Origin of the sequence: Streptomyces sp. G5(2025), from assembly GCF_049542075.1 — a bacterium.
In the GTDB taxonomy this organism is placed as follows: Bacteria; Actinomycetota; Actinomycetes; order Streptomycetales; family Streptomycetaceae; genus Streptomyces.
Window position 1 is genome coordinate 1,667,608 of the sequence record NZ_JBMUZT010000002.1, and the last position, 26,293, is coordinate 1,693,900.

The window sequence follows — 26,293 nt, forward strand, 5'->3', positions numbered from 1 at the left end:
CGTGGTCAGCGCTTCGAGGCGTATTCCCGTCACGGTACGTCGAAGAGAGTGCCGCGCTGCTCGGGCGTCAGCTCGCTCTCGTCGACGCGACGGAGCAACGACAGATGTCGCCCCACCTTGCACATGCCCAGTCGGCGCGGACCGAGCCGGATGGTGGTCACTGAGGCTCCGGGGACCCAGCTTCCCCAGAAGACGTGGCCCTTGCCGCACGCGATGATGGTGTCCGCAGCCATGTGTCTCTCCTTCAACTGAGTTGGGGGGTGGGCATCGGTTCTCTATGGGCTTGCTCGACTGGCTACGACGTGACTGGCTACGACGCCTTCGGCCCCTCCCGCGACCGGAACGCGTCGCCCGTCGCCCGTCCTGCGGTACTGGGTCCGCCGGCTCCACGCGGTCCGGCGTCGCGGCGGCGACCGCGGCGGAACCGATCACGCTCAATGATGATCACAGCCCAGGTCGTCGCACCGACCCAGCAGGCCATTTCCGGACATTTTCAGCAGTGGTGGCGAGTAGTGACGCGAAGGGCTCGGCGACACGTGATCAGCACAGCGGCGGCGGTTCGGCGCCTCAAGAAAGAGACGGCAAAGAGGCGGCAACCACCGCACGACGGAAGCCGAACGCCGTTGTCGTCGTTGCCGATGCCTCGGCTGAGGACCGCAGCACGGATCACCCTTCGGCCTCGACTGGTTGAGGCACTTCGGCGGCTCCACAGAGCCGTATCGCTTTGTCCTGCTCGGGCCGGCAGCGGACCGCGAGGAGATGGCCGTGCGTGAGCCGCCCGCGAGCCAAGGAGCAAGCTCCTCGAAAGTGCCTCTCGTCATGGCCGACGCGGCCCGAATACGCTTTCAGGTCACCCGTCGCGCGGAGGACGCGGGCCTGTGCGAACCCCGGCTCAGCGACTTCGTGCTCGCCGTGCACGGCGGCGGCAAGGGCCGCAGCCCCTCGACCGCTCGGGTAAGGGGCTGCGGTGCGCCGTCTCGGACAGCGGCCTCGGACCGGCCGGGGCGGGGCCGTGCGGGCCCGCCACGCTGCCCGTGGCCGACGAGGCGGAGAACGGCCGGGGCCGGTGGCTCGCGCAGGCCCCCACCGAACACGGCGACATCGCGTCCGGCGAGACCGGGACCACGGTCACCCTGGTGGCGCTGCCGCCCTGAGCGGACCTGCCCCGTCAGGTCGCCCTGCCGAACTTCGAGGTCTTCTCCAGGACGTCCGGCGCGTACAGGCGAAGACCCTGCTGGAGCGCGAACTCCGCCAGGTAGGCGCGCAGCACGGGCAGCGGCTCCTCCGCGAGACCGATCATCGTCCGGTTCGCGACCACCGCGGGGGCGGACAGCTCCTCGGCCGCGGCCGCCACCGCCGTGTCGAGATCGGCGGGGCCCGCCGGATCCGCGGCGTCGACGACGGTGTCGCAGATCAGCCGTGCCTCCCGATCGGTGGCGTGGATGCGGCGCCCGGACAGGATGACCTGGCGTGCGATGCGGCTGCCCGCGATGCGCGGCAGCCGCAGATTGGCCACGCCCGGGATGATGCCTTCCTGCGCGGCGGGCAGGCTGAAGTAGGCGTCAGATGCGGCGATCACCCGGTCGAAGGCGAAGAGCAGCTGCATGCCGCCGCCGATGGCGAAGGTGTCGACGGCCGCGATCCACGGCTTCTGCACGGTCCGCGTGGACCAGTGCGTGCCGTGTCCGGCGAGCACGTTGCCGTCCGCGTCGACCGGAAGGACGCCGCGGTGCAGCTTGCTGATGTAGCCGAGTTCGCGCCGCAGCAGGAAGTCCGTGTACGAGATGCGGCCCGCGTCGAGGTGGACGAGGTTGATGCCCGCGCTGAAGACGCGGCGGCCCTGGTAGCGCGGGTGGGTCATCTCGCCGCCGCGCAGGACTCCGACCTTGACCCGGTCGTCCAGGAGCGCCAGGTCGACGCCGACGTCCATAGCGGCGATCAGGTCGTTGTCCTCGGCGTTGAGGGCGGCCGGATTGGTGACGGTCAGATGGGCGGTGTGGCCGTCGAGCTCGACGCGCAGCGGGCCCAGGTCGACGACGCCGTGCGCGGTGAACTCCGGGAGCAGGGCCAGCGACCGGTCCGTCGGGCGGAGCGCCGCGTCCATCAGGTGCTCCCCGGCCCGCTCGTGGCGCAGCACTCCGGCGAAGAAGATGGCCTGGTCGATCTCCCGGCCCTCCTTGTCTGCCTGCGCGAGCACGGACTCGGCCGACATCTGCTCGCGCGTCGGCGCCAGGCCGTCCAGCAAATCGGCCGCGGCGTACACGAGTTCGTCGAGCCACAGGTAACGGGTGCGGGCGTGGGTCAGCGCGTCGTAAAGCGCCTGCCCGTGCTCGGCCATGAACGTGCTGCGCCCGCGCCGGGCCTCGTCCACCGCGGCGCCCAGGAGCCTTCGCTGCTCGGGCGTGCGGTCCGCCTTGCGCGGCAGGTCCGCCAGGAGCTCCTCGGCGCGCGCGGCAACAGCGCGCGGGCCGTCCTGCCAGGCGGCGGCGAGTGCGTGCGTCATCGCTCTTCCCCCGTCCCGAGGCCTGCGGCCGCCGCGCGCAACGCCCGGTCGCACGCGGCGAGATGGGTGCCCAGGGCGTCCTCGAACGGGATGCCGGGGGCGTCGAGTATCAGACCTCTCAGGAGCCGGGCCTCGACGCCGGACCGGCATCCCGCGAGCACCTTGGCCACACGGTCGTCGAGTTCCCCGGTGATCTCGTCGACGACGTCCAACTCCTTGGCCTGGACCGCCTCCAGCGTCCCGGCACCGGCCATGCAGAGGATCAGGCGGCGGGCGCGGGACACACCGGCGCGGTGGGCGAGCCGGTGCACGGCCATGCCGGGCCAGAAGCCGCCGGGCCCGGTGGGCAGGGCGATGCACAGGTCGGGGGCGGCGAGCCGTACGTCCGCGGCCATGAGCAGGTCGAACGCGGGCCCTGTGCACCTGCCGGACGCGGTCACGAGCGTGACGGCGTCCAGGCGTTCCCACTGCCGCAGTGCGCGTTCCCACTTGTTGACCGCGTGGATGCCGACGAGCCCCGGCCAGTCCGTGCGGCCCGGCAGGAGTTCGATCAGCGCCGCGGTGGCCCGTTCGTCCTCGGCCCACTCACGGAACTCCGTGAGCGTCTTGGTCAGCTGCTCCATGCCCTGGGTCTGATCGAGCCGCAGGCGCAGAATTCCCTTGTCCCATAGAGAATCCCGTACGAGATCCCCTACAGGCGTTGCTTCGTCCGCCGTCACTGTCATTCACATCCATCCAGGTCAGCACCGCACAAGTGCGGTTTCGATGGTTGAACCGGGGCCCATGCTCATCAGGACGGCGAATTCGCCGGGGCGCACCACGCCTTCGTCCAGGAGCCGGCGGTAGGAGAAGAGGAAGGAACCACTGGAGAGATTTCCGTGGTCGCGCAGCACACTCACCGTATGCCGCATGTCGTGGCGTGTCAGGCCCAGATTGACCATGACGGAATCGATGACTTTCTTTCCGCCGGAATGCACGACCCAGTGCGCGATGTCCGTGCGCCGCACCCCGGTGTCCGTGAGGAGCGAGTCGACGGCCTCCTCCGCATGGGCTCCGACGACATAGGGCACCTCGCGGTCGAGGAAGAAGCTGAATTTCCCCTGGGCGTCGTCCCAGTCGTAGCGCATCGCCCCCAGCGCCTCCGGGATGAGCAGTCCGGCGAACTTCAGGATCTGCGGACCGTCCTGCGGCGCTTCGTCGCCGGCCATCACCGCCATTGCGGCCGCGCCGTCTCCGAAGAGACTGTTGACGACAGCGCTGCGCATCGTGTCGTCGAAGACGTACGCGGCCGAGCACGCCTCGACGCACAGCATGACGGCAAGCCGCCCCGGATGGGCGCCGGCCCAACCGGACACGGACGTCAGGGCGTTCAGGCCCGCGTTGCAGCCCATGCCGACGATGTCCGTCCGCGAACAGTTCCGCGGCAGCCCCATCTCGCGGATCAGCCGCGCGGAGAAGCCCGGTGTGAGGAAGCCGGTACTGGTCACGCACGTGAGGTGGTCAACGTCGTCGACGGAGGCGCCGAGCTGCTTCAGGCAGCTCTCCAGGGCCGCCGCGCCCATGGCGATGCCGGTCTCCCGGTGTTTGGCGAGGAGTTCACCCTGGCTTTCCGCCCGGGGCCTGCCGGTTTCCGGGTCGAGCGGCGGCAAGGTCAAATGCCGTGTCCTTATCGCGCTGTTGGTGAAGAGCGACCTGATGCGAGGGTCCGTGATTCCGTAGAGGTCGAGTACTTCGGACTGGGTGTAGGAAAGGGGCGGTGTCGCGGTGGCGACATCGAGAATGCGGGGCCGTGGCCCGGCCAGGATTCCTGTCATTCGGCGGTCCCGCCTTCCAGGGATGCTCCGCTGGTGGTGATCGCTTCGCCGGTGGTGATCAGTCCGCCGGTGCTGGTCGGTCCGCCGGTGCTGAGCGATTGCTTCAGGTGGTGTACGAGGGTCGCCGCGATGTCGCGGAGCGGTTCGGGCTGCATCATCTCCTTGTGGGCGCAGTCGATTCGGTACGTCGACGTCCGTCCGTTCACATAAGGCGCGAAGGCCCGCGACGGCGCGTGCGGCGGTGCGTCCACGGGCTCGAAGAACAGGACGTCCCCGTGGAAGACATCGGGACGGTGCTCGTGCGCGAGGCGCTTCCCGGCGAGCGTCAGCTCGACCATCGCTCTGGCCGTGGTCTCCTCCATCCCGGCGAACTCCGCGTCGTTGCGGACGAGGAAGCGCGCGGCTTCGCTGATGTCCAGGTCTGTGGCCGCCACCCCTTGGGCCGACATCTCTTCGGCCGTGTGACCCAGTTCGCGCAGCCCTTCGCGGAGCGCGTGCGCGGCGTCCTCGGCGCCGGGCCGCGCTCGGTCGGAGAGCTGCCCTTCGTCGGAGAGCCGCGCGTCGAGCAGTGCGAGCAGCTCCACCTCCTCGCCCGCCGCCTGGAGCCGCGTCGCCACGGCGTGGGCGAGGGTGCCGCCCATCGACCAGCCGATGAGGCGGTACGGGCCCGACTTCTGTACGCCGCGTATGCAGCGGACGTAGTCGGCCGCCATGTCCGCGAACGAGGCCGGTGCCCCGCCGCCCTCCGACAGGAGGCGCGCCTGGAGGCCGTACACGGGCACGTCGGAGGGGACGTGCCGGAGCAGCCCGGCATAGCACCAGCTGAGACCGGCGCCGGGGTGCAGGCAGAACAGCGGTGGCTCAGCACCCTGCCCCGCCTCCGGCTCCCGCAGCGGCAGGAGCACGTCGAGGGCGTCGCGCGCGGGGGGCGTGCCCGCGAGGCGGCGGGCCAGGGCCTCGACCGTGGGCGCCTCGAACAGGGTCCGTACACCCGCGTCGGCACCAAGGACGGAGCGCATCCGGCTGACGAGGCGGGCCGCCAGCAGGGAGTGTCCGCCCAGGTCGAAGAAGCTGTCGTCGATCGTGACGGACGGCAGACCGAGGGTCTCCGCGAAGAGGCCGCACAGTGCCTGCTCGCGCGCCGTGCGAGGCGTCCGTCCGACCGGGGACGCGGTGTGGTCGGGTGCGGGCAGCCGCCGCCGGTCGATCTTCCCGCCGTCCGTCGCGGGCAGGGCGTCCAGGAAGACGACCGCGCTCGGCACCATGTGGTCGGGGAGGGTCCGCCGTACGTGGTCCCTGAGCTCGGCGCTCTCGCACCGCGCGCCGGGCACGGGCACGGCGTAGCCGACGAGCCGGGCGTCTCCCGGGGTGTCCTCGCGTACGACGGCGGCGGCCTGCACGATGTGCGGGTGAGCGAGCAGTGCCGCCTCGACCTCGGCCAACTCGATGCGGAAGCCGCGCACCTTCACCTGAGCGTCGACACGGCCCACGAACTCAAGACGCCCGTCCGCCAGCCACCGCACAAGATCGCCGGTGCGGTACATCCGCTCACCCGACGCGCCATACGCCACCGCGTACGGGTCCGCCACGAAACGCTCCGACGTCAGACCCGGCTGCCGCACATAGCCGCGCGCCAGCTGCGTGCCCGCCACGTAGAGCTCACCGACCACGCCCTGCGGCACAGGGGCGAGCCGGTGGTCCAGGACGTACACGCGGGTGTGCGGGACCGGCGCCCCGATGGGGACAGCGCCGCTGCCCGCCGCACCGCCGCTGTCGGCCCCGCCGTCGTCACCGTCCGATGCCGGGCTGTCCGGGCAGTCCCACACCGTCACGTCCACGGTCGTCTCGGCGGGCCCGTAACAGTTGGTGAGGGAAGCGTCGAGCGTGTCGGTGAAGGCGGTGGCCGTGCGGTGCGTGAGGGGTTCGCCGCCGCTCAGGACCCGGCGCAGCGAGGTGCATCGCGCGGCCTCACGCGTCCGCAGGAACGCCTGGAGCATGGACGGCACGAAGGTCGCCGTCGTCACGCGCCGCTCACGGATCAGCCGGGCCAGGTACTCCGGGTCCCGGTGGCCGTCCGGCCGCGCCACGACCAGCGCGGCACCGTCGATCAGCGGCCCGAGAAACTCCGGCACGAACGCGTCGAAGCTGGCAGGTGTCTTCAGGAGGGCGCGGTCGTCGCAGGTCAACGGGGACCGCTCCCGCATCCAGCGCAGCCGGTTCACGAGGGCGCGCTGCGGGACCGCCACGCCCTTGGGGCGCCCCGTCGAACCAGATGTGTAGATCACGTACGCCGGGTGGGACGGGTGGAGCGGCCGGGCGCGGGTCGCGTCGGCCGGGTCGCCCAGGTCCTGTCCGTCCGGCGGCGGTTCGCCGGTGTGGTGATCAGGAAGTTCGTCGATGACCACGACGGGAACGCCGGTGTCCGGCACCACACCGGCCGCCGCCGCCCGGGTCACCACACAGCCGGGGCGTGCGTCGGCGAACATGAACGCGACGCGTTCGGTGGGCAGATGCGGCTCTACGGGCAGGAACGCGGCCCCCGCCTTCAGCACGGCCAGCAGGGTCACGACGAGCTCCGCCGACCGCTCCATGACCACGGCGACCACGTCCTCGGGGCCGGTTCCATGGGCGATGAGGCGGTGCGCGAGGCGGTTGGCGGCGGTGTTCACCTGCGTGTAGGTCAAGGTGCCGTCCTCGCCTGTGACGGCGGGCGCCTCCGGGTTCCGCACCGCCTGTTCCTCGAACAGCTCCGCCACGCCCTGATGTGTCGCCGCCGTGGTCGTCCCGCCGTCGCCGTCGGCCACGATCCGTGCGCGCTCGTCCGCCGTGAGCAGGTCCACGTCGGCGACGCGAAGCTCCGGCTGACGGGTGACCGCGTCGAGCAGCCGGGTGAAGTGGCGGGCCAGTGCCTCGGCCGTGGCGCGGTCGAAGAGGTCGGTGGCGTACGTGAGGCCGCCCTCGATGCCTGCCGGGGCGCCGTCGGCGGTGAACCGTTCGGTGAGGTCGAAGGAGAGGTCGAACTTCGCGGCGCTCGCCCCTGCCGCCATCGGGTCCACGCGCAGGCCGGACAGGTCAAGCGCCTGCCGGACGGCGTTCTGGAGCGTGAGCATGACCTGGAACAGCGGGTGGCGAGCCGCGGCGCGGACCGGGTTGAGGGACTCCACCAGCTGCTCGAAGGGCACATCCTGGTGCGCGAAAGCGGCCAGATCCGTGGCCCGCACCCGCTCCACCACCTCACGAAAACTCGGATCCCCCGACACATCCGTACGCAACACCAACGTGTTCACGAAAAACCCGACCAGATCCTCCAAACCCTCGTCCGTCCGACCCGCCACCGCCGTCCCCAACGGCACATCCTCACCCGCACCCCACCGCGACAACACCGCAACAAGCCCCGCCTGCACCACCATGAACACACTCGCCCGCGCCTCACCCGCCACCGCCACCAGACACTCATGCGTCCGAGCAGACAAACCGAACGGCACCACACCCCCACACCCACTCGACGCAACCCCCCGCGGCCGATCCAACGGCAACGACAACTCCTCCGGCGCCCCCGCCAACTCCCCACGCCAAAAACGCAACTGCCGCGACACCAGGCTCCCCGGATCACCCTCCACGCCCAACAACTCACGCTGCCACAACGCATAGTCCCCGTACTGAACCGGCAACGACTCCCACCGCGGCCCCCGCCCCCGCACCCGAGCGGCATACGCCTCCCCGAGATCACGCGCCAGTGGCCCCACCGACCAGCCGTCCCCGGCGATGTGGTGCACCACGAGCAGCAGCACGCTCTCGCGTGGCGTCACCTCAAGGAGCCAGGTCCGTAGGGGAACTTCGGCGCTCAGGTCGAAGGCGTACTCCGCGCGTGCGGCCAGCTCCTCGTCCAGTTTCCGGGGATCCACGCGCACCACCGAGAGCGTCTCGCCCACGTCGGCGGGCGCGAGGACCCGCTGGTAGGGGACGCCGCCCGAGGTCGGGAACACCGTCCGCAGGCTCTCGTGCCGCTCCACCACGTCCCGCAGCGCCGCCGCGAGCGCCGCACGGTCCACCACCCCCGTCAGACGCACCGCCATCGGAATGTTGTACGTCGCCGAAGGACCCGCCAACTCACCCAGGAACCACAGCCGTTGCTGCGCGAAGGACACGGGCAGGCGCTTGGGACGGGTCCGTACGCCGAGCACGGGGCGCACCGTGTCGCCGCCTTCCGGGAGCTGCGCGGCGAGCGCGGCGACCGTGGGGTGGTCGAAGAGCGTGCGGATGCGCAGCTCGACGCCCCATGCGGATCGCACGCGGCTGACCAGGCGGGTCGCCAGGAGGGAGTGACCACCCAGGGCGAAGAAGTCGTCGTCGGCGGTGACCGAGGGCATGCCGAGCAGATCGGCGTAGATCCCGCAGAGCACTTCCTCGCGGGGTGTCCGGGGCGCCCGTCCGGCAGCTGCGCGATGGAACCTCGGTGCGGGAAGGGCTCGTTGGTCTAGCTTGCCGGTCACGGTCAGCGGCAGTGCGTCGACGGCCACCACGGCGGACGGCACCATGTAGTCCGGCAGGCGATCGCCGGTCAGGGCAGCGGGATCCGCGGTGTCGACGGCCTGTGGGTCCACGTCCGCGCCCGGCACCGCATAGGCGACGAGGCGCCGGTCTCCCGGGGTGTCCTCGCGTACGACGGCGGCGGCCTGCACGATGTGCGGGTGAGCGAGCAGTGCCGCCTCGACCTCGGCCAACTCGATGCGGAAGCCGCGCACCTTCACCTGAGCGTCGACACGGCCCACGAACTCAAGACGCCCGTCCGCCAGCCACCGCACAAGATCGCCGGTGCGGTACATCCGCTCACCCGACGCGCCATACGCCACCGCGTACGGGTCCGCCACGAAACGCTCCGACGTCAGACCCACGCGTCCCTGGTAGCCGCGTGCCACACCCGTACCAGCCACGTACAACTCGCCCACCACGCCCTGCGGGACGAGGCCGAGGCCCGCGTCGAGCACGTAGGCCCGCGTGCCGTCCATCGGCCGCCCGATCGGCGGTGACACCGTCGCCAGGTCGGCCTCCGTTACGGCTCCGCAGGTCGCGAAGGTCGTCGTCTCCGTCGGACCGTAGACGTCGATCACGGCGGTTCCGGGACAGGCCCGCAGCACGCTGCCCACGACCGGGGACGGCACCGACTCGCCGCCCGTCCACACCTCGCGCAGTCCGGCGAAGCAGTCCGGTGCCTCCTCGGCCAGGACGCGGAAGAGCCCGATCGTGACGAACAGGGCGGTCACGCCCTGCTGCCCGGTCGCCCGTTCCAGCACGGCGGGGCTCAGCTCGCCCGGTGCGGCCACCACGACCGTGCCGCCACCGAGCAGCGGCGCCCAGATCTCGTACGTCGACGCGTCGAACACATGGGCCGAGTGGAACAGCACGCGCCGGTGCGCGGCGTCGGCGAACCGCCGGTCGGCCGCCAGACCCATGACGCCGCGATGGCTGACGGCGACGCCCTTGGGCCGTCCGGTCGAGCCGGACGTGTACATCACGTACATCAGGCCGTCGGGCCCGACAGCGCGGCCGGTGCGCGGGGTGGCCACCGCGCTCTGCGCCTCACCCTCGTCCGCATCCGGTACGTCCTCGCCGATGTGGATGCGCACGACGCCGTCCATCGGGACGTCCGTGGTGCCGTCCGTGAGCAGGACGGTCGCGCCGGTGTCCAGGAGGATGAACTCGATCCGCGAGCGTGGCCACCTGCCGTCGAGCGGCACGTAGGCGCCCCCGGTCTTGAGCACCGCGAGCAGCGCGACGACCAGTTCCGGCGAACGCTCCATGAGGACGGCCACCGGACGCTCGGGTCCCGCCCCTGCCGCGCCGAGACGCCGTGCGAGACGGTCGGCGCGGGCGTCGAGTTCGGCGTACGAGAGCTCGGTGCCGTCCCCGCCGACGACCGCCGTGGCTTCGGGGGTGCTGCGCACCCGGGTCTCGAAGAGGTCGATGACGTTCGTGGGCGGGAGGTCCTGGCGCCCGCCGTCTCCGTCGCCGAGCAGGCGTTCGCGCTCCCCCGGATCCAGTAGGTCGAGGGCGCCGAGCCTTTGGCCCGGTTCGCTCGCGGCGGCTTCGAGGAGGCGGGTGAGGCTGTCGGCGAGGCGTTGCGCGGTGGCGTGGTCGAAGAGGTCGGCCGCGTAGCCGAGGCCGGCGTCGATGCCCGCCGGGGCGCCGTCGGCGGTGTACCGCTCGGCGAAGTCGAAGGAGAGGTCGAACTTCGCGGTGGCGGGCCGGGCCGGGAGCGGTTCGACCGCGACGCCCTGGAGGCTCAGCCCGGCCTGGCGCGACGGGGGTTGGAAACCGATCATGACCTGGAACAGCGGGTGGCGAGCCGCGGCGCGGACCGGGTTGAGGGACTCCACCAGCTGCTCGAAGGGCACATCCTGGTGCGCGAAAGCGGCCAGATCCGTGGCCCGCACCCGCTCCACCACCTCACGAAAACTCGGATCCCCCGACACATCCGTACGCAACACCAACGTGTTCACGAAAAACCCGACCAGATCCTCCAAACCCTCGTCCGTCCGACCCGCCACCGCCGTCCCCAACGGCACATCCTCACCCGCACCCCACCGCGACAACACCGCAGCAAGCCCCGCCTGCACCACCATGAACACACTCGCCCGCGCCTCACCCGCCACCGCCACCAGACACTCATGCGTCCGAGCCGACAAACCGAACGGCACCACACCCCCACACCCACTCGACGCAACCCCCCGCGGCCGATCCAACGGCAACGACAACTCCTCCGGCGCCCCCGCCAACTCCCCACGCCAAAAACCCAACTGCCGCGACACCAGGCTCCCCGGATCACCCTCCACGCCCAACAACTCACGCTGCCACAACGCATAGTCCCCGTACTGAACCGGCAACGACTCCCACCGCGGCCCCCGCCCCCGCACCCGAGCGGCATACGCCTCCCCGAGATCACGCAGCAGCACGCCCATGGACCGGCCGTCCGCCGCGATGTGGTGCACCACCAGGACGAGCAGATGCCGGTCGCGGCCCGTCGCGGCCAGCCATGCCCGCAGCGGTGCCTCCGACGCCAGGTCGAACTCATACGCCGCCGCCGCTTCTGGCGCCTCCCGCGGAGGCACTCCGCCGGGCGTCCCGTACGTCAGGAGGTCTCCCGTGCCGGTCGCGGCGAGCACCTGCTGGAACGGCTCGCCCGTCGTGCGCGGGAACACCGTCCGCAGGCTCTCGTGCCGCTCCACCACGTCCCGCAGCGCCGCCGCGAGCGCCGCACGGTCCACCACCCCCGTCAGACGCACCGCCATCGGAATGTTGTACGTCGCCGAAGGACCCGCTAACTCACCCAGAAACCACAGCCGTTGCTGCGCGAAGGACATCGGGAGCCGGTCGGGGCGGCTGCGTGCGCGCAGGGCCGGGCGGTCCGTGACGGCGTGCGGCAGCTCGCGCGCCAGAACCTCCACCGTCTGCGCCGCGAACAGCTCCGCCATGCCCAGCTCCACGCCGAGTTCGGCCCGCACCCGGCTGACCAGACGGGTCGCGAGGAGAGAATGGCCTCCCAGAGCGAAGAAGTTGTCGTCGATCGTCGCCTCGGGCACCCCGAGAACCTCCGCGAACAGCGCACACAGCGCCTGCTCCCGTGGCGAGCGCGGTGCGCGGCCGCCGGGCGTCGCGGTGGGGTCGGGGTGCGGCAGCGCGTCGCGGTCCAGCTTGCCGTTCGGGGTCAGGGGCAACGCGTCCAGGAGCAGGACGGCGGACGGCACGGCGTGGTCGGGCAGCACGGTCCCGGCGTGGCGGAGGACCGCCTCGGTGTCCACGGCCCGCGGCGCGCCGCTGGTGGCGGTGACCGGACCGGTGCCACGCACCGGCACGACGTACCCGATCAGACGCTTGTCACCCGCGCCGTCCCGCTTCGTCGCAGCAACCGCCTGTGCGACGTCCGGGTGAGCGAGCAGAGCGGCCTCGACCTCGCCCAGCTCGACACGGAAGCCGCGCACCTTGACCTGGTCGTCGACGCGGCCCGCGAACTCAAGCCGACCGTCGGGCAGACGGCGGGCCAAGTCACCGGTGCGGTACATCCGTTCCCCCGGCGCCGCGCCGTACGACACCGCGTAGGGGTCGGCCACGAAGCGCTCCGACGTCAGGCCCGCACGCCCCTGGTAGCCGCGCGCCAGCCCCGTGCCCGCCACATACAGCTCGCCCACCACACCCGGCGGGACGAGCCCGAGACGGGGGTCGAGGACGTAGGCCCGCGTCCCGTCCATCGGGCGGCCGATCGGCACCACGTTGGGCACGCGGCCCGGGTCCGAGCCCGCGGGGAAGGAGCTCAGGGTCGTGAAGGCCGTCGTCTCCGTGGGGCCGTACGCCGCCGTGACCACGGTGTCGGGACAGGCACGCAGCACCGCGCGGATCGCGGCCGCGGAGACGACGTCACCGCCGGTCGTCACCTCCCGCAAGCCCTTGAAGACCTCCGGTTCCTCCTCCGCCCAGACGCGGAAGAGGCCCGCGGTCACGTGCACGTGGGTCAAGCCGTGCCGGGCCGTGAACCGCGCCACCGCCGCGCCGCCCACCGGGCCCGGCGGTGCGATCACCACCCGCCCACCGCGGGCGAGTGTCGCCCACAGTTCGTACGTCGAGGCGTCGAAGGCGTGGTTGGCGTGGAACAGGACGGTCCGCGGACCGCCGTCGTCCGGTCGGCGACGCCCGTGGGACGCGAACGCCGCGACGGCCGCGTGCGGCGTCACCACTCCCTTCGGGCGACCGGTGGAGCCGGAGGTGTACATCACGTACAGGGGGTGGTCGGGGTGGACGGCGACGGGCGGCGCGGTCCGCCGCTCGTCGGTCTCGTCGGTCTCGTCGGTCTCGTCGGTCTCGTCGGTCTCGTCGTCCGTGGTGACCGTGGTGACCGTGGTGATGTCGAGGACCGGGATGCCCAGGTCCCGTGGGGGTGCGGTGCCGCCGTCCGTCAGGAGGAGTGCGGCGCGTGTGTCGTCGAGGATGAAGCGGGTGCGCGTCGCGGGCGTGCCGGGCTCCAGCGGGACGTAGCCCGCGCCCGCCTTGAGGACGGCGAGGAGCGCCACGACGAGGTCGGCCGAGCGGTCCATGAGGACGGCGACCAGACGTTCGGGCCCCGCACCCCGGGCGCGCAGGTGGCGCGCGAGGCGGCTCGCGCGGGTGTCCAGGTCGCGGTAGGTGAGTTCGGTGGCGTCATCGACGAGCGCGACGGCGTCCGGGCGGCGTGCCACGCGGGCCGCGAACAGCTCGGTCACCGTCGCGGACCGAGCCGCGGCGTCGCGGGCGGCGTCCGCCTCGGCCCGCAGGCGGTCGTGCTCGGCCGCCGTCAGGAGGTCGATGCCGGTGACCGGTCGCGCCGGGTCGCCGACGGCGGCTTCCAGGAGGCGGACGCAGCGTTCGGCGACGAGAGCGGCGGTCCGCGGGGTGAACAGGTCGGTGGCGTAGCCGAGCGTGCCGCTGATCCCGGCCGCCCGGCCGTCGTCGGTGAGCCGTTCGGTGAGATCGAAGGAGAGGTCGAAGTGGGCGACGGGGAAGTCGAGCCGCAGCACTTCCACGTCCAGGCCGGGCAGCCGCGGCGCGGTGCCGGCGAACTTGTGCAAGGAGAACATCACTTGGAACAGTGGGTGCCGGGCCGGCGAGCGTGCCGGGTTCAGCGCCTCGACCAGCCGGTCGAACGGCAGGTCCTGCTGGGCGAGTGCCGCCAGGTCCGCGTCCCGTACTCGCCCGACCAGCTCCGCGAACGTCGGGTCACCGCTCGTGTCGGTCCGCAGGACAAGGGTGTTGACGAAGCATCCCACCAGGTCACCGAGTGCCCGGTCGGTGCGGCCCGCGACCGGCGTGCCGACGGGGATGTCGTCGCCGGCGCCGAGCCGGGAGAGCAGCGCCACGAGCCCGGCTCGCACCACCATGAAGACGCTCGCGCCCAGCGTGTGGGCGAGTTCCGTGACGCGGCCGTGGAGTTCGGCACCGAGCACCAGCGGCACGGTGCCGCCGCGCCGGCTCGCGACCGGCGGGCGTGCACGGTCCACGGGCAGGGTGAGCTCCTCCGGGATGCCCGACAACTGTTTCCGCCAGTAGGTGAGTTGTTGTGCGACGAGACTGCCGGGGTCGTGTTCGTCGCCGAGCAGTTCGCGCTGCCAGAGGGTGTAGTCCGCGTACTGCACCGGCAGTGGTTCCCACAGCGGTGCCCTCCCCAGCAGCCGGGCCGCGTACGCCTCCCCGAGATCACGCAGCAGGACCCCCATGGACCAGCCGTCGGCCGCGATGTGGTGCACCACCAGGACGAGCAGCCGCTCGTCGGGGCCGGTCGGGCAGAGCCACAGCCGCAGCGGCACATCGGCCGTCAGATCGAACTCGTGCCCGACGAGCCGGCGCAGGACCTCGCCCAGCCGCCCTTCTCGCAGGTCCTCCTCGCCCACCGGGCCCACCGGGCCCACCGCGCCAGGAGCCACGTCCGTGAGGAGTTCGCCCACGTCGTCCAGGTCCAGCACCTGCTGGAAGGCCTCGCCCGCCGCCCGCCCGATGACCGTCCGCAGGCTCTCGTGCCGCGCCACGACATCACGCAGTGCCGCCGCGAGCGCCGCTCGGTCCAGGGGGCCACGAAGACGCAGAGCGAGCGGGATGTTGTACGTGGCGGAGCGGCGCTCCAGCTGCCCGGTGAGCCAGAGCCGTCGCTGTGCGAACGATAGAGGGATCACTCGGGGTCTCCTATGTGCCGGGTGAGGTGTGCGGCTGTGCCAGGTGAGGGTGTGCGGCGTGCGGGCCCGCCGCCGGGGCAGCGCACGCCTTCGGGTCAGCGCATGCGTCTCAGGGCGGGACGCTGCGGGGCGGCGGCCGGGGTCCGATCGAGCAGGGGTTCCAGGGAAGCCACCGTCGGGTGCCGGAACAGGAGGGGGAGGTCGAGCTCCACGTCCAGGGCCGCGCGGACGCGGCTCGCCAGGCGCATGCTCAGGAGGCTGTCGCCGCCGAGCGCGAAGAAGCTGTCGTCGATGGTGACCGCGGGCAGGCCGAGCACCTCGGCGAACAGGACGCACAGGGCGCGCTCCCGCTCCGAGCGCGGCGCACGGCCGCCCGCGGCGGCCGGGCGGCCGGGGCCGGCAGTGCCACCGTGTCCAGCTTGCCGTTGACGGTCAGCGGAAGGGCGTCCAGGACGACTGTCGCCGAGGGCACCAGGTAGCCGGGGAGGCGCTCGGCGGCCACCGCTTCGACGTGCGCGACGTCGATCTCGTCGCGGGCCACCCCGCCGCCCGGCACCACGTACGCGACCAGACGCCGGTCGCCGGGCCGGTCCTCCCGCACCACCACCGCCGCCTGCCCGACGTGCCGCTGCTCCATGAGCACGGCCTCGACCTCGCCAGGCTCGACCCGGAAGCCGCGCACCTTCGCCTGGCCGTCGACCCGCCCCACGAACTCCAGTTCGCCGTCCGGCAGTTGGCGCGCCAAGTCACCGGTGCGGTACATCCGCTCGCCCGCGGCCCCGTACGACACCGCGTACGGATCCGCCACGAATCGTCCGGCGGTCAGACCCGCACGGTTCTGGTAGCCGCGCGCCACGCCCGCGCCCGCCACGTACAACTCACCCACCGTGCCCGGCGGGACAAGGCCCAGGGCGCGGTCGAGGACATACGCGCGCCTCCCGTCCATGGGGCGGCCGATCGGCACCACGTCCGCGACGCGGTCGCCGGGCCGGAACGCGTGGCAGGTGGCGAAGGTCGTCGTCTCGGTCGGCCCGTACACGGCCACGACCGTGGTGTCCGGGCAGGCCCGCAGCACGGCGCGCAGCGGCTCGGACGGCACGCGCTCGCCGCCCGTCCACAACTGCCGCAACCCGCCGAAGCAGTCCGGCGACTCCTCGGCGAGGAGACGCAGCAGGCCGACCGTCAGGAACATGCCGGTCAGCTCGTGTCCGGTGACGAGCTCCTTGACGGCGGTCACGGTCAGTTCGCCCGGGGGTGCCACGACGACCCGGCCGCCGTTGAGGAGCGGGGCCCAGATCTCGTACGTGGAGGCGTCGAAGGCGTGCGACGAGTGCAGCAGGACCCGTTCGTGGGCACTGCCGCTGAGGCGCCGGTCCGTGGCGAGGGCGAGCACGTCGTGGTGTGTGACGGCGACGCCCTTGGGCACGCCCGTGGATCCGGAGGTGTACATCACGTAGGCGAGGCCGCCCGGATGTGCCTCCGCGGCGGTGCCCTCGCCGGTGGTGTCCGGGGCCAGCGTGCGGGGCGGCGCCGTATCCGTGAGCAGGACGCCCGCCCCGGTGTCGCGCAGGATGAACCTGCGGCGCTCCTCGGGCCAGCGCGCGTCGAGCGGCACATAGGACGCGCCGGTCTTCACCACCGCGAGGAACGCCACCACCAGCTCCGCCGAGCGCTCCATCGCGACGGCCACGCGGCCCTCGGGGCCGACGCCGCGGGCGACGAGTTCGCGGGCCAGCGTGTCGGCGCGCGCGTCCAGTTCGCGGTAGGTGAGGCGGGCGTCGGCCTCTTCGACGGCCACCCGGTCGGGGTGCCGCGCCACCCGGGCGGCGAAGAGCCGCGGCAGGGTCGGGGCGAGCGGGTGCTCGGGGACTGCCGGGGCGCTGCCCGGGGCCCAGTCGGTGAGCGTGCGTGCGCGCTCTTCCGCGGAGAGGACGTCCGTACGGGCCACGAGGCGGCCGGGGTCGTCCGACGTCGCCTCCAGGATGCGGACGAGCCGGTCGAGGATGCCACGCGCGGCGGAGGCGTCGAAGAGGTCGGGCCGGTGGTCGACGCGCAGCCGCAGCCGGTCGCCGGGGTGGGTGATCAGGGCCAGCGGGTAGTGCGTGCCGCCCCGGTCCTCCGTACCCGTGATCTGGGGCCGCTCCTCGTCCGCGCCCACCGGTTCCTCGTACGCCGGGTAGTTCTCGTGCACGACGACGGTGTCGAACAACTGCCCCGCGCCTACGTCGCGTTGCAGGCCGGCGAGTGCGACGTGCCGGTGGTCGATCAGCCGTGCCTGTTCCTCCTGCAGGAGGGTGCAGACGGCGGCCAGACTGTCGGCGGGGGCGATCCGCACGCGTACGGGCAGGGTGTTGATGAGCAGACCGACCATCTCGCCCACGCCGGGGAGCTCGGGTGGCCGTACCGACACGACGCTGCCGAAGACCACGTCGTCGCGGCCGGTGAGCTTGTGCAGGAGCACGCCCCAGGCGCCCTGGATCAGGGAGTTGAGGGTCAGCCCGTGCTCGGCGGCGCGGGTGCGCAGGTCACGGGTGAGACCCTCGGTGAGGTCCGTGGTGAGGTGAGCGGGGGCCTGCGCGGGCCGGTCGTCGTCGCCGTGCGGCGCCAGCTGTGTGGGGCCTTCGAGGCCCGCGAGTGCGGCGGCCCAGGCCGTGCGCGCGGCGTCTTGGCCCTGCTCGGCGAGCCAGGCGAGGTAGTCGCGGTAGGGGCGGACCTTCGGCAGGCGCGCGGGGTCGCCGTGGTGTGCGTAGAGGGTGAGCAGCTCGCGCACAAGGACGGGGACGGACCAGCCGTCGAGGAGGATGTGGTGGTAGGTGAGAGAGAACAGGTGCTGTTCGTCGGCGAGTCGGAGGAGGGTGAAGCGGATCAGGGGTCCGTGAGAGAGGTCGAAGCCACGGTCCCGTTCCGCCGCGAGCAGGCGGGCCGCTTCCTCCTCGGGTGCCGCGGTGCTCTCACCTCCGGCGGCAGCTCCCGCGGTGCGCAGGTCCTGCTCGCGCCAGGGGGCGTCCACGTCGGCCGGTATGACCTGGACCGGGCGGTCCAGGTCCTGGTGGAGGAAGCTGGCGCGGAGGTTCGCGTGGCGGTTCAGGAGCGCCCGGCAGGCGGTACGCAGCCGGGCGGGGTCGACGGCGCCTGCCAGGCGCAGGGTCAGCTGGACGCCGTATCCGTCCGCCGTGCCCGCTCTGCCCTTTCTGCCGTGCAGGGTGTGGAAGAGCAGTCCTTCCTGCAGCGGGGACAGGGGCAGGATGTCTTCGATTTCCGCGCTCACCGCGAAGTCCTCCAAGTGTTCTCAAGCCGCTCGATCTGCTCCTGGCTGAGGGAGAGCAGGGCGAGGTCGGACGGCGAGCGGCCGCCCGCGCGCGGCCGCGCGGCGTGCCGGGCCAGCGCGCGCAGGCTCGCCAGCCAGTGCTCCGCGAGTGCGGCCACCTCGGACTCGGCGAAGAGGCCGCCGGGCCAGGAGAGGGTGGCGTGCAGGCGCGGGCCTCCGCCGTGGTCCTCGACCAGGGTGGTGATCTCCAGGGCGTGGGACATCGCCAGGCCTGCCGGGCCGCGCGGCGGGCCCGGCGGGGACGCGACGGGGCGCCAGGCGGTGGGCGCGCGGTCGTCGGCGACCGCGAGTCTGCCCAGGTGGTTGAAGAGGATCTGGGGGCGGTCCTGCCGGGCCAGCTCAGCTGCCGTCTCGCTGTTCAGGTAACGCAGCAGACCGTGGCCGACGCCGCTGTCCGGCACCGCTCGCAGCTGTTCCTTGACCCGCTTGAGGGCGGCGCCCACCGCGGGCCCCGCGGCCCGGATGTCGTCCAGGTCGTCTGCGTCGAGGCCCGCGTCCAGGCGTACGGGATGCAGGGTCGTGAACCAGCCCACGGTGCGCGAGATATCGGCGCCCGGCACCAGCGTCGCCCCGCGGCCGTGTCCCTCCATGTCGATCAGCGCGCTCCCGCCGCCGGCCCTGCCGCCGTCGTGGCGCCAGGCGGCGAGGGCGAGCACGAGACCGGTGAGCAGCACGGTGGGCACGTCGGTGTGGAAGGCCGCGGGTACGCCGTCCAGGAGCGGGGTCGTGTCCGACGCGAGCAGGGTCACCGTGCGGGACAGTGCGGTCGCGCCGACGTCCTGTCGCGGATCCAACGCACGGGCACCCAGTAATGGTTCGGGCTGCTTCAGGAACTCCGTCCAGGCCGGGAGTTCCGCCACCCGCTCCGGCGTGCGTGCCCGCTCCACCAGAGCGGCGGCCCAGGCACGCAGGGAGGTCACCACCGGCGCCGGGGCCGGGGCAGCCCCGCGGCGACGGCCTCCCAGGCCGCGGCGAGGTCGGCGAGCAGGATGCGCCAGGACACCGCGTCCACCGCCAGGTGGTGGGCCGTGAGCAGCAGTTGACCGTGTCTCTCGCGGCCCGCGTCGAACCACACGGCCTGGAGCACGGTGCCCTCGCGCGGCCTCAGGCGGCCCGGCGCGGTCTCGGCCTCCTCGGCGACACGGACCCGCAGGCTTACGGCGTCCGCCCCGGCCACGTCGATCCTGCGTACGCAGTCAGCGGCGTCGACCGTGCCCGTTTCGGGGATGTACGGGAGCCATGGCGTCGTCGCGTCGCCGTCCAGGCGCATGCGCAGCGCGTCGTGGTGGTCGAGCAGCGTCTGCACCGACGCGGTCAGAGCGGCCTCGTCGAGGTCCGGCGGGGTCCAGACGAGCGCCGACTGGTGGAAGGCGTCCAAGGCGTCCGCCGTGCCGCCGCGCTCACGGAGCCAGTGCATGATCGGCGTCGGGCAGAGGGCACCCGTGCCGGACTCCGGGGCGGCTGGGGCAGGCCCGTCCTCGACGGCTTCGCGTGCCGCGTCGGCGAGTTCCGCGACCGTGGTGCAGCGGAACACGTCGCCGGGGGTGAGCACGAGCCCGACGGCGCGCGCCCGGCCGACCAGGTCGATGGCGAGGATGCTGTCGCCGCCGAGGTCGAAGAAGCCGTCGTCGACGGTGACCGCGTCCACCGAGAGCACCTCGGCGAACAGGCCGCACAGGGTCTGCTCGCGGCCCGCGCGGGCGGGGCGGCCACCGGGCGCCGCGGTGAACACGGGCGCGGGAAGTGCCGCACGGTCGAGCTTCCCGTTCGCCGTCACCGGCAGCGCGTCCACGACGACGACGGCCGCGGGGACCATGTACTCGGGCAGCACGTCGCGCACGGAACGCCGTACGTCCGCCGGATCACATCCGTGGGGTGCGCCGAGGGCCGAACCGGTGGGAACAGCTCGCACGCCGCCTCCTGCCGGCACCACATACCCGATGAGCCGTGGCTCTCCCGGACCGTCCGTACGGACCACCACCGCGGCCCGCGCCACCCGGGGGTGCGCGACGAGGGCGGCCTCGACCTCGCCCGGCTCGATGCGCAGGCCCCGCACCTTCACCTGGTCGTCGACGCGACCCACGTACTCGACCTGCCCGTCGGGGCCATGGCGTGCCAAGTCGCCCGTGCGGTACATGCGTTCACCGGCGGCTCCGTACAGACTCGCGTAGGGATCCGCCACGAAACGCTCGGCCGTCAGCGCGGACCTGCGCACGTAGCCGCGCGCCAACTGCGCGCCCGCCACGTACAACTCCCCCACCGAGCCCGGCGGGACGAGCCCGAGGCTGCCGTCCAGGATGTAGAGGCGGGTGTTCGCGACCGGTTCCCCGATCGGCACGGGTCCGGCGCTCGACGCGTCGTCGGGGGCGCAGTCCCACGCCGTGACGTCCACCGCCGTCTCGGTCGGCCCGTAGAGGTTGGACAGCGGTGCGTCCACCGTGGCGAAGTACGCGGACACAAGCTCTCGCGACAGTGCCTCGCCACTGCTGAACACACGGCGCAGTGCCGAGGGTTCACCCGCACGCGGCGCCTGAAGATACGCCTGGAGCATCGAGGGCACGAAGTGCGCCACGGTCACGCCGCGCTCGCGGATCACGTCGGCCAGGTAGTCGGGATCCTTGTGGCCCTCCGGTTCGGCGACGACCAGTGTGGCGCCCTGAACGAGCGGCCAGAAGAACTCCCAGACGGACACGTCGAAGCTCGCGGGGGTCTTCTGCAGCACGCGGTCCTCTGGGGTGAGGCGGTAGCGGTCCTGCATCCAGGCGAGGCGGTTGGCGATGCCGTCGCGGGTCACCATGACGCCCTTCGGGCGCCCGGTCGAGCCGGAGGTGTAGATCACGTAGGCGGGGTGGGACCCGTGCTGCCGGCCACCGGGCCGCCTTGCCTGCTCGCGCGCGGGGGCCGGTGCGTCCGGCTCGCCCCGCTGGTCCTGCTCGTCCAGTACGAGGCGGGCGTGCCCGGTGTCCGGCAGCGTGCCGGTGGCGGCACTCCCGGACACCACGACGCACAGCGGGTCCGCGTCCCGGAGCATGAACTCAAGGCGTTCGCGCGGCAGCTGCGGGTCGATCGGCAGGAACGCCGCGCCGGTCTTGAGGACGGCCAAGAGCGTGACGATCAGCTCCGTGGACCTCGGCAACGCGATGCCGACGACGTGCTCCGGGCCCGCGCCGTGGCCCGCCAGGCGCCCGGCCAGGCGGTCCGCGCGGGCGTTCAGTTCGCGGTAGGTCAGCTCGGTGTCCCGGAAGACGACCGCGGTGGATTCAGGGGCACGGATCGCCCGCGCCGCGAAGAGGTCCGCCACCGTGGCCTCGGGGAGGGCGGCACGGGTGTCGTTCAGGTCGCCCAACAGCCGCTCGCGCTCGGCGGGTTCGAGCAGGTCGGCCCGGCTCAGGAGGAGGTCCGCGTCGGCGGCCACGGCATCGAGAAGGCACACGAGCCGCCGGGCGACGCCGGCTGCCGTCGCCGCTTCGAAGAGGTCGCGCGCGTACTCGACGCTGCCGACGATTCCGGCGGCCGTGCCGTCCGGCGCGAACCGTTCGGCGAGCTCGAAGGAGAGGTCGAACTTGACCGCGGGGGCGGTGAGCGGTTCGCGCTCCACGCGCAGCCCGGCGAGTTCCAGCTCCACGTCGGCGACGCCCTGGAAGGCGAGCATCACCTGGAACAACGGGTGCCGCGCCAGCGAGCGCCGCGGGTTGAGTGCCTCGACAAGGCGGTCGAAGGGCATGTCCTGGTGGGCGAAGGCCGCCAGGTCCGCATCACGCACCCTGCCGAGGAGTTCGCGGAACGTCGGGTCGCCCGAGGTGTCGGTGCGCAGCACCAACGTGTTGACGAAGAAGCCCACCAGGTCGTCGAGCGCGTCGTCCGTGCGCCCGGCCATCGGCGCGCCGATGGCGATGTCATCGCCCGCGCCGAGCCGCGTCAGGAGCCCGGCGAGTGCCGCCTGCACGACCATGAAGACGCTGGCGCCTTCCTCACGGGCGAGGCGCCCGAGCCGGTCGTGCAGCCGGGCGTCGATCACGAGCGGCACGGAACCACCACGGTGCGACGCGGTCGGCGGGCGCGGGCGGTCGAAGGGCAGCGCCAGTTCCTGCGGAAGACCGTCCAGTGTGCGCAGCCAGTAGTCACGTTGAGCAAAGGCGAGGCTCTCCGGGTCGTCGAGCTCGCCCAGGAGCTCCCGCTGCCACCGGGTGTAGTCCGCGTAGCTCACGGGCAACGGCGCCAGTTCCGTTCCCCGTGCCTCGCATCGGGCCGCGTACGCGGCGGAGAGGTCCCTCATCAGCGGGGGCACCGACCAGGCGTCGCACGCGATGTGGTGGATGACGAGGAGAAGCATGTGCTGGTCGCGTCCGAGGCCGAACAGCCGGGCCCGCAGGGGTACTTGCTCGGTGAGCTCGAAGGCCCGCGCCGCCTCCGCGGCGAGCAGTGCCGGTACCTCATCGGGGTCCGTGTCGACCACGGTGAGAAGCGGGCCGACCTCCGTCGGGCCGAGAACCCTCTGGTGGGGCTGCCCGTCGGCCCCCTTCGGGAAGACGGTCCGCAGACCGGCGTGCCGCTCCGTCACGTCCGTCAGCGCTTGGGCCAGGGCCTCGCGGTCGAGCGGCCCGGAGAGACGCAGGGCGAGCGGCATGTGGTACGTCGGCCCGGGGCCCTCCAGCTGGGCGATGGTCCAGAGCCGACGCTGAGCGTACGAGAGGGGCAGCGGTTCGGGAAGCCGAGAGGGCGAGGGAACCAGCTGGGGCCGCACCTTCCTGGCCGCGGCAAGGCCCGGGGAGAGCGCCGCGACGGTCGGCGTCTCGAACAGCGCCCGCATCTCCAGTTCGAGGCCGAGCGCCGACCGGACGCGGCCCGCGAGGCGCGTGGCCGTCAGCGAGTGGCCGCCCAGGTCGAAGAAGCTGTCGTCGATGCCGACGCGCTCGACGCCGAGCACATCGGCGAAGAGCCCGCAGAGCGCCGCTTCCAGTGGGGTACGGGGCACCCGTCCCGGCGCCGCCCCGAAGTCGGGCACCGGCAGGGCGTCCCGGTCGAGCTTGCCGTTCGCCGTGATCGGCAACGCGTCGACGACGACGACGGCCGCGGGCACCATATAGTCGGGCAGCTGCCGGGCCAGTTCGGCGCGGAGCAGCTGGGGCCGCGGGGCGGCGGCCGTCCCGCCCGGCGCCGAACCACTGGAGGCCGGCGGAACCACGTACGCGACGAGGCGCTTGTCCACGCCGTCCGTCGGCTGCGCGGCAGCCTGTGGTCCGACCGAGCGGAACTCCCGCACCAGGGCCACGGCCTGGCCCACGAGCGGGCTGCGTCTGAGTGCCGCCTCGACCTCGCCGAGCTCGATGCGATAGCCGCGGATCTTGACCTGGTCGTCGGCGCGTTCCAGGTAGTCGAGCGTGCCGTCAGGGCGCCAGCGGGCGATGTCTCCCGTGCGGTACATGCGTTCGCCGGGCGCTCCGAAGGGGTCGGGCACGAAGCGTTCGGCGGTCAGGGCGGGGCGCCGCCAGTAGCCGCGGGCGAGGCCCGCGCCCGCCACGTACAGCTCGCCCGGCACCCCGATGGGAACCGGGCACAGCCGCGCGTCCAGGACATGGGTGCGAGTGTGGTCCATGCTCCGGCCGATGGGCACGGCGTCGGGCACCGGATCGGCCGCCGTGTACGGGATGTGCGTGGCGAAGGCGGTGGTCTCCGTCGGCCCGTAGGTGGAGCGGATCACCAGGCCGGGGCAGGCGCGCTGCAGGGCGCGGATCGCATCCGCGGAGACGACGTCGCCGCCGGTGGAGATTTCCCGCAGCCCGGCGAAGATGTGCGGCGACTCTTGCGCGAGGACGCGGAACAAACCTGCCGTGGCGTGGATGTTGGTCGGCTTGTGGGTGGCGATCAGGCTCTCGATGTGCGCCGCCGTGGGCGGTTTCGCCGGGGCCACGATGACGCGTCCGCCGCGCAGCAGCGGCACCCAGAGTTCGTAGGTCGAGGCGTCGAAGGCGTGGTTGGCGTGGAACACGACGCGTTCGGCGACCTCGTCGCTCCAGCAGCGGTCGAGCGCGAACGCGGCGACGTTGGCGTGGGTGGTCGTCACGCCCTTGGGCCGGCCGGTCGACCCGGAGGTGAACATCACGTAGGCCACCGCGTCGCCCGGAACGGCCGTGCCGGGATTCGCCGCGTCCTGGCCGCCGGACAGGTGGCCGGGGCCCACCTCGATCACGGGCGGACCGTCCGCCGCGGCCTCGTTCCCGGCCGTCGACGCGTCGGTCAGGAGGAGGCGTGCCTCCGTGTCGGCGAGAATCTGCCGGGCGCGCCCGGCCGGGTGTCCCTGGTGCAGCGGCACATAGCCCGCGCCCGCCTTCAGTGTCGCGAGGATCGCCGCCACGAGGTCCGTCGAGCGTTCCATGAGCACCGCGACGAGGTCGCCGGTGACCACGCCTCGCGCGATGAGATGCCGGGCGAGACGGTTCGCGCGCGCGTTCAACTCCTGGTACGTCAGGGTCTCTTCGGCGGATACGAGGGCCGGCGCGTCCGCGTGCCGCTCCACCACCCGCTCGAACAGCTCCACGAGGTTCGACGTGGGCGGCGGCGTGCCCGTGCCGGTGTCGCGCCACGCGCGCAGCAGGCGCCGCTCGTCGGCACAGAGCAGCTCGACGCGCGCCACCGGCTCGTCCGGTGTGTGTGCGAGCGCGTCGAGGAACGCGGTGAACCGGTCGCGGTGCCGGGCCAGCTCCTCCTCGTCGTACACGGCGGGGTTGGCCTCCAGTTCGAGCTGGACGCCGCCGGTGCCGTCCTGGGTGCCGACCGCCACGACCGAGAGGTCCCTGACCGGTCCCGTCATGACCTGGTGGCGGGTGACGCGCAGACCGGAGAAGACCGGGTCCTCCGCGAAGGCGACGGTGTTGACGGACGGTCCGAAGAGGTCCTGCGCCGCGCCGGAGAGGCCGAGTTCGGCCCGCAGCTCCTCGCCGCGGTAGCGCTGGTGCCTGATCGCCTCGCTGACCCGCCCCCGGGTCTGGTCGACGAGCTGGGTGAACGTCGTCGATGCGTCGAGGGTCAGCCGCAGGGGCAGCACGTTCACGGCCAGCGACGGCGTCGTGGCCGCGGCTCCACCGACGCGGCCCGCGAGCGGCAGGCCGACGACCACGTCGCGGGCGCCGGTGAGCCGGTGCAGGTATGCGGCCGTCGCGGCGACGACGAGGAGCGACCAGCGGCCCGCGGCGCCCGGCAGCGCCTCAAGGAGCCGGGCCACCCGCTCCCCCGGCAGCCGTACGGAGCTGCGCAGGACGGCGGCGGAGGGTGCGGCGGCGCGTCCGGCGAGGGTGACGGGCGCGGGGGCCTCGCTGCACTCCCCCAGCCAGTGGGCGCGGTCGCGCGCATGGCGTGGCGATGCGCGGTACTCCTCCTCCTCGTCGAGGAGGCTGCCCAGGGGCGCGAAGCCGCTCGGGCCGGGCTCGCGCCCCTCCGCGAGAGCGCTGTAGAGGTCCGCGACGCGGCGCAGGTAGAGGTTCTGGCCGTACCCGTCGAGGGCGATGTGGTGGTAGCGGAGGTGGAGCCAGGCCCGGTCACCGGTGAGCCTCAGCAGAACGTGCGCCGCCAGGGGGCCGTGGACCAGGTCCATGGGGGCCGCCAGGTCCGCGTCGATCCATGCCTTGGCCGCGGCCTCCGCGTCGTCCGCGGGCCGCGCGCGCAGGTCGACGACGGACAGCGGGTCGTCCGGCACGTCGGCGATCCGCAGGCGCAGTTCGTCCTCGTACGCGACGAACCGCGCCCGCAGGGTCTGCGTCTCGGCGAGTGCGCGGCGTACGGCCTCCCGCAGCAGCGGGACGTCCAGGTCGCCGTCGAGCGCGAGGCGGACCCCGCAGGTGAGCAGTGGGCTGCCGGGGTCCAGCTGGTGGGCCAGCCAGACGCCTTGCTGGGCGGGGCTCGCGGGTCGGTACGTATTCGGGTCTGCCACTCCGCCAGTCTCGAAGTGCGCGGCATG

General features: G+C 72.7%; 9 protein-coding genes. All 9 read right to left on the reverse strand.

Annotated elements, in window-relative coordinates; genetic code table 11:
* Window positions 1–29: 29 nt before the first annotated feature.
* Entirely contained in the window at window positions 30–233 is a 204-nt protein-coding gene (locus tag ACOBQB_RS07800; protein ID WP_423589851.1) for a hypothetical protein, read from the reverse strand.
* Between the two features lie 935 nt (window positions 234–1,168).
* Window positions 1,169–2,503, reverse strand: coding sequence for a (3,5-dihydroxyphenyl)acetyl-CoA 1,2-dioxygenase DpgC (gene dpgC / locus ACOBQB_RS07805; RefSeq protein ID WP_423589853.1), 1,335 nt, complete (start codon window positions 2,501–2,503; stop codon window positions 1,169–1,171).
* Window positions 2,500–3,228, reverse strand: a complete 729-nt coding sequence (gene dpgB / locus ACOBQB_RS07810) for an enoyl-CoA-hydratase DpgB (protein WP_423589855.1) — start codon at window positions 3,226–3,228, stop codon at window positions 2,500–2,502. The genes dpgC and dpgB overlap by 4 nt, the downstream gene beginning before the upstream one ends.
* Before the next feature lie 15 nt (window positions 3,229–3,243).
* Complete coding sequence (gene dpgA / locus ACOBQB_RS07815) at window positions 3,244–4,317, reverse strand: 3,5-dihydroxyphenylacetyl-CoA synthase DpgA (RefSeq protein ID WP_423589857.1); 1,074 nt, start codon at window positions 4,315–4,317, stop codon at window positions 3,244–3,246.
* Complete coding sequence (locus ACOBQB_RS07820; RefSeq protein ID WP_423589858.1) at window positions 4,314–15,011, reverse strand: amino acid adenylation domain-containing protein; 10,698 nt, start codon at window positions 15,009–15,011, stop codon at window positions 4,314–4,316. Before ACOBQB_RS07820 ends, dpgA begins: the two co-directional genes overlap by 4 nt.
* Window positions 15,012–15,106: 95 nt before the next feature.
* On the reverse strand, window positions 15,107–15,328 hold the full coding sequence (locus tag ACOBQB_RS07825; protein ID WP_423589860.1) for a phosphopantetheine-binding protein: 222 nt from the start codon (window positions 15,326–15,328) through the stop codon (window positions 15,107–15,109).
* A complete protein-coding gene (locus tag ACOBQB_RS07830) occupies window positions 15,262–18,279 on the reverse strand; it encodes a non-ribosomal peptide synthetase (protein ID WP_423589862.1) in 3,018 nt (1,005 codons plus the stop codon). Before ACOBQB_RS07830 ends, ACOBQB_RS07825 begins: the two co-directional genes overlap by 67 nt.
* Window positions 18,276–19,259, reverse strand: coding sequence for a condensation domain-containing protein (locus tag ACOBQB_RS07835; RefSeq protein ID WP_423589864.1), 984 nt, complete (start codon window positions 19,257–19,259; stop codon window positions 18,276–18,278). The genes ACOBQB_RS07830 and ACOBQB_RS07835 overlap by 4 nt, the downstream gene beginning before the upstream one ends.
* On the reverse strand, window positions 19,256–26,266 hold the full coding sequence (locus tag ACOBQB_RS07840; RefSeq protein WP_423589866.1) for an amino acid adenylation domain-containing protein: 7,011 nt from the start codon (window positions 26,264–26,266) through the stop codon (window positions 19,256–19,258). The genes ACOBQB_RS07835 and ACOBQB_RS07840 overlap by 4 nt, the downstream gene beginning before the upstream one ends.
* Between the last annotated feature and the right edge of the window lie 27 nt (window positions 26,267–26,293).